The sequence below is a fragment of the Collimonas rhizosphaerae genome (genome assembly GCF_038896935.1).
GTDB classification, from domain to species: domain Bacteria; phylum Pseudomonadota; class Gammaproteobacteria; order Burkholderiales; family Burkholderiaceae_D; genus Collimonas; species Collimonas rhizosphaerae.
On the sequence record NZ_JBANDC010000043.1, the window covers coordinates 1 to 5,812 of the forward strand.

The 5,812-nt window shown below is 50.2% G+C and carries 2 tRNA genes and 3 rRNA genes; all 5 read left to right on the forward strand.

The features are described from left to right. Positions 1 to 461 precede the first annotated feature (461 nt). The 5 genes from V8G57_RS26160 to rrf all read left to right on the forward strand — a co-directional run bounded on the left by V8G57_RS26160 (position 462) and on the right by rrf (position 5,790). Positions 462 to 1,992: ribosomal RNA gene (locus V8G57_RS26160) — 16S ribosomal RNA — on the forward strand. 126 nt (positions 1,993 to 2,118) lie between these two features. After that, positions 2,119 to 2,195, forward strand: a tRNA-Ile gene (locus V8G57_RS26165). A 9-nt stretch (positions 2,196 to 2,204) separates the two neighbouring features. Next, positions 2,205 to 2,280, forward strand: a tRNA-Ala gene (locus V8G57_RS26170). 331 nt (positions 2,281 to 2,611) lie between these two features. Further along, positions 2,612 to 5,486, forward strand: a 23S ribosomal RNA gene (locus V8G57_RS26175). Between the two features lie 191 nt (positions 5,487 to 5,677). Beyond that, positions 5,678 to 5,790 (forward strand): 5S ribosomal RNA (rrf, locus tag V8G57_RS26180). The 16S, 23S and 5S rRNA genes sit together here with 2 tRNA genes alongside, the layout of an rRNA operon. Positions 5,791 to 5,812 lie beyond the last annotated feature (22 nt).

Genomic DNA, 5,812 nt, shown 5'->3' on the forward strand with positions numbered 1-5,812 from the left:
TTGCTATAGTTCGCCTCCCGTTGAGAACGACGCGAAATGAACGAAGCAGCTGAGGTAGGAAAGAGGCTGATTTGTGAGTGGAGTTTGAGAGGGGAAAGTGGGGATTGCAGGTGTTGTAGGTGGTAAGAAGTTTTTCGGTGGTTGGTAAAAAAGTAGTTGACGAAAATCTTGAAACGCCACATAATCTCATCTCTCTGCTGCTGACAAACAAAACGATTTGACGGCGACGCGAACCAGGGTTCTGGTGGCGCGAAGTAGAAGGTTCTTTAACAATTAACAGTCGATAAGTGTGGGCGTTTGATGGAAGTGCAGCGCTGCTGATGTAAATCAGGAGCGTATAACTTAAAACATTAAATGTTCACAAAAGAAGAAAATAGGCGCTTCTGAGAAGAAGTGGCCTGTCAGTATTTTGAGTGAGCGATAGCAGAGATGCTAGGCAGCAATGCCACAAAACAGAGATTGAACTGAAGAGTTTGATCCTGGCTCAGATTGAACGCTGGCGGCATGCCTTACACATGCAAGTCGAACGGTAACAGGGAGCTTGCTCCGCTGACGAGTGGCGAACGGGTGAGTAATATATCGGAACGTACCTTTGAGTGGGGGATAACTAGTCGAAAGATTAGCTAATACCGCATACGATCTACGGATGAAAGTGGGGGCTCGCAAGACCTCATGCTCATAGAGCGGCCGATATCTGATTAGCTAGTTGGTGAGGTAAAGGCTCACCAAGGCATCGATCAGTAGCTGGTCTGAGAGGACGACCAGCCACACTGGGACTGAGACACGGCCCAGACTCCTACGGGAGGCAGCAGTGGGGAATTTTGGACAATGGGGGCAACCCTGATCCAGCAATGCCGCGTGAGTGAAGAAGGCCTTCGGGTTGTAAAGCTCTTTTGTCAGGGAAGAAACGGTGAGGGCTAATATCCCTTGCTAATGACGGTACCTGAAGAATAAGCACCGGCTAACTACGTGCCAGCAGCCGCGGTAATACGTAGGGTGCAAGCGTTAATCGGAATTACTGGGCGTAAAGCGTGCGCAGGCGGTTGTGTAAGACAGGTGTGAAATCCCCGGGCTTAACCTGGGAATGGCATTTGTGACTGCACGGCTAGAGTGTGTCAGAGGGGGGTAGAATTCCACGTGTAGCAGTGAAATGCGTAGAGATGTGGAGGAATACCGATGGCGAAGGCAGCCCCCTGGGATAACACTGACGCTCATGCACGAAAGCGTGGGGAGCAAACAGGATTAGATACCCTGGTAGTCCACGCCCTAAACGATGTCTACTAGTTGTCGGGTCTTAATTGACTTGGTAACGCAGCTAACGCGTGAAGTAGACCGCCTGGGGAGTACGGTCGCAAGATTAAAACTCAAAGGAATTGACGGGGACCCGCACAAGCGGTGGATGATGTGGATTAATTCGATGCAACGCGAAAAACCTTACCTACCCTTGACATGTACAGAATCCCGAAGAGATTTGGGAGTGTTCGAAAGAAAGCTGTAACACAGGTGCTGCATGGCTGTCGTCAGCTCGTGTCGTGAGATGTTGGGTTAAGTCCCGCAACGAGCGCAACCCTTGTCATTAGTTGCTACGAAAGGGCACTCTAATGAGACTGCCGGTGACAAACCGGAGGAAGGTGGGGATGACGTCAAGTCCTCATGGCCCTTATGGGTAGGGCTTCACACGTCATACAATGGTACATACAGAGGGCCGCCAACCCGTGAGGGGGAGCTAATCCCAGAAAGTGTATCGTAGTCCGGATTGTAGTCTGCAACTCGACTACATGAAGTTGGAATCGCTAGTAATCGCGGATCAGCATGTCGCGGTGAATACGTTCCCGGGTCTTGTACACACCGCCCGTCACACCATGGGAGCGGGTTTTACCAGAAGTAGGTAGCCTAACCGTAAGGAGGGCGCTTACCACGGTAGGATTCGTGACTGGGGTGAAGTCGTAACAAGGTAGCCGTATCGGAAGGTGCGGCTGGATCACCTCCTTTCTAGAGTTTGCATGAAAGTTAAGCGTCCACACTTATCGTCTGTTAGTTAAGAAGAACAGGTATCGGTCAAAGGCTGGTGCGTAGAGGATACGCAGTAGTTGATGGTAGGCTCGTACTGATCCAAGCGGGTCTGTAGCTCAGTTGGTTAGAGCACCGTGTTGATAACGCGGGGGTCGTTGGTTCGAGCCCAACCAGACCCACCAAAGATTTCCGGGGGTTTAGCTCAGCTGGGAGAGCACCTGCTTTGCAAGCAGGGGGTCGTCGGTTCGATCCCGTCAACCTCCACCAAGTTTCCTTGGTGAGAAATGAGAAATGTCAAACCTAAGTCGGTGCGCAAGAGAGGCACTGGGATTTAGGTTTGGTCTTTTGAAGATCAAAAGCAATAACTGTTCTTTAACAATTTAGAAGAAGTAGTAAAGATTCGTCCATGACAAGACATTGTTGTGGATGGGTATGATTGTATCAAATCAAAAAGTATGTAAAGAGTTCTCAAAAGAGTCCATGGGCGCAAGCTGCATGGACATGCGAAAACACTTTGGATACGGCAAACGCTAAACTCATAGAAATACCTCTATAACCGCTTTTTGGGTGTGAACGCACTCAGAGGCTAAAGTTATAGGGACAAGTGAATAAGTGCACATGGTGGATGCCTTGGCGATATCAGGCGATGAAGGACGTAGTAGCTTGCGATAAGCTGCGGGGAGCTAGCAAACAAGCTTTGATCCGCAGATTTCCGAATGGGGAAACCCGGCCCTAGTGGTCATTGCACACTGAATACATAGGTGTGTAAAGCGAACGCGGCGAACTGAAACATCTAAGTAGCTGCAGGAAAAGAAATCAACCGAGATTCCCAAAGTAGTGGCGAGCGAAATGGGAACAGCCGCAAGTTTTAGCAGTGGACATAGTAGAACGACTTGGAAACGTCGGCCATAGAGGGTGATAGCCCCTTATACGAAATGATCATTGTGGAACTAAGCTTGCAACAAGTAGGGCGGGACACGTGTAATCCTGTCTGAACATGGGGGGACCATCCTCCAAGGCTAAATACTCGATATCGACCGATAGTGAACCAGTACCGTGAGGGAAAGGCGAAAAGAACCCCGGAAGGGGAGTGAAATAGATCCTGAAACCGTGTGCATACAAACAGTAGGAGCGGACTTGTTCCGTGACTGCGTACCTTTTGTATAATGGGTCAGCGACTTACATTCAGTGGCAAGCTTAACCGTATAGGGAAGGCGTAGAGAAATCGAGTCCGAATAGGGCGTTCAGTCGCTGGGTGTAGACCCGAAACCAAGTGATCTACTCATGGCCAGGATGAAGGTGCGGTAACACGCACTGGAGGTCCGAACCCACTAATGTTGAAAAATTAGGGGATGAGCTGTGGGTAGGGGTGAAAGGCTAAACAAACTTGGAAATAGCTGGTTCTCTCCGAAAACTATTTAGGTAGTGCCTCAAGTATCACCATCGGGGGTAGAGCACTGTTATGGCTAGGGGGTCATCGAGACTTACCAAACCATTGCAAACTCCGAATACCGATGAGTGCGAGCTTGGGAGACAGACGCCGGGTGCTAACGTCCGACGTCAAGAGGGAAACAACCCAGACCGCCAGCTAAGGTCCCAAAGATTGGCTAAGTGGCAAACGAAGTGGGAAGGCTAAAACAGTCAGGAGGTTGGCTTAGAAGCAGCCATCCTTTAAAGAAAGCGTAATAGCTCACTGATCGAGTCGTCCTGCGCGGAAGATGTAACGGGGCTAAGCCAGTCACCGAAGCTGCGGATATCAATTTATTGATATGGTAGGAGAGCGTTCTGTAAGCCTGCGAAGGTGTCTTGTAAAGGATGCTGGAGGTATCAGAAGTGCGAATGCTGACATGAGTAGCGATAATGGGGGTGAAAAGCCCCCACGCCGTAAGCCCAAGGTTTCCTGTTCAACGTTCATCGGAGCAGGGTGAGTCGGCCCCTAAGGCGAGGCAGAGATGCGTAGCTGATGGGAAGCAGGTTAATATTCCTGCACCGTCGTTAGATGCGATGGGGGGACGGATCGCGGAAGGTTGTCCGGGTGTTGGAAGTCCCGGTTCCTATATCAGAGAAGGCTGTTAGGCAAATCCGGCAGCGTAATTCAAGGGTATGGGACGAGCCAATTTATTGGTGAAGCAATCGGAAGTGGTTCCAAGAAAAGCCTCTAAGCTTCAGTCTAACGAGACCGTACCGCAAACCGACACAGGTGGGCGAGATGAGTATTCTAAGGCGCTTGAGAGAACTCGGGAGAAGGAACTCGGCAAATTTGTACCGTAACTTCGGGATAAGGTACGCCCATGTAGTTTGACTGGCCTGCGCCAGAAGGACGAAAGGGCTGCAATAAAAAGGTGGCTGCGACTGTTTAATAAAAACACAGCACTCTGCAAACACGAAAGTGGACGTATAGGGTGTGACGCCTGCCCGGTGCTGGAAGATTAAATGATGGGGTGCAAGCTCTTGATTGAAGTCCCAGTAAACGGCGGCCGTAACTATAACGGTCCTAAGGTAGCGAAATTCCTTGTCGGGTAAGTTCCGACCTGCACGAATGGCGTAACGATGGCCACACTGTCTCCTCCCGAGACTCAGCGAAGTTGAAATGTTTGTGATGATGCAATCTACCCGCGGCTAGACGGAAAGACCCCATGAACCTTTACTGTAGCTTTGCATTGGACTTTGAACCAATCTGTGTAGGATAGGTGGGAGGCTTTGAAGCGGGGACGCTAGTTCTCGTGGAGCCAACCTTGAAATACCACCCTGGTTTGTTTGAGGTTCTAACCTTGGTCCGTTATCCGGATCGGGGACAGTGCATGGTAGGCAGTTTGACTGGGGCGGTCTCCTCCCAAAGTGTAACGGAGGAGTTCGAAGGTACGCTAGGTACGGTCGGACATCGTGCTAATAGTGCAATGGCATAAGCGTGCTTAACTGCGAGACTGACAAGTCGAGCAGGTACGAAAGTAGGACATAGTGATCCGGTGGTTCTGTATGGAAGGGCCATCGCTCAACGGATAAAAGGTACTCTGGGGATAACAGGCTGATTCCTCCCAAGAGTTCATATCGACGGGGGAGTTTGGCACCTCGATGTCGGCTCATCACATCCTGGGGCTGTAGCCGGTCCCAAGGGTATGGCTGTTCGCCATTTAAAGTGGTACGTGAGCTGGGTTTAAAACGTCGTGAGACAGTTTGGTCCCTATCTGCCGTGGGCGTTGGAAATTTGAAGGGGGCTGCTCCTAGTACGAGAGGACCGGAGTGGACGAACCTCTGGTGTACCGGTTGTCACGCCAGTGGCATTGCCGGGTAGCTAAGTTCGGAAGAGATAACCGCTGAAAGCATCTAAGCGGGAAACTTGCCTTAAGATGATATTTCCCGGGAACTAGATTCCCCTAAAGGGTCGTTCGAGACCAGGACGTTGATAGGTCAGGTGTGGAAGCGTAGTAATACGTTAAGCTAACTGATACTAATTGCCCGTGAGGCTTGTCCCTATAACCTTAGCAGGTTATATGATGAGCTTATTTGTTTGCCAAGGTGACTATCCATAAAGATAGCAACACCGTTTGGACAATCATACCCAACCGACCACACCCACCCCGGTGTGGCCGGTATAAAAAACTACTTCTTCTAAATTGCGCTCTTTGTTGCCACTACCGTGGAACAGGGAACGATACAAGTTATGCCTGATGACCATAGCGAGTTGGTACCACCCCTTCCCATCCCGAACAGGACCGTGAAACGACTTTGCGCCGATGATAGTGCTGCAACCAGTGTGAAAGTAGGTCATCGTCAGGCTTTTATTAAAAAACCCTCTGCA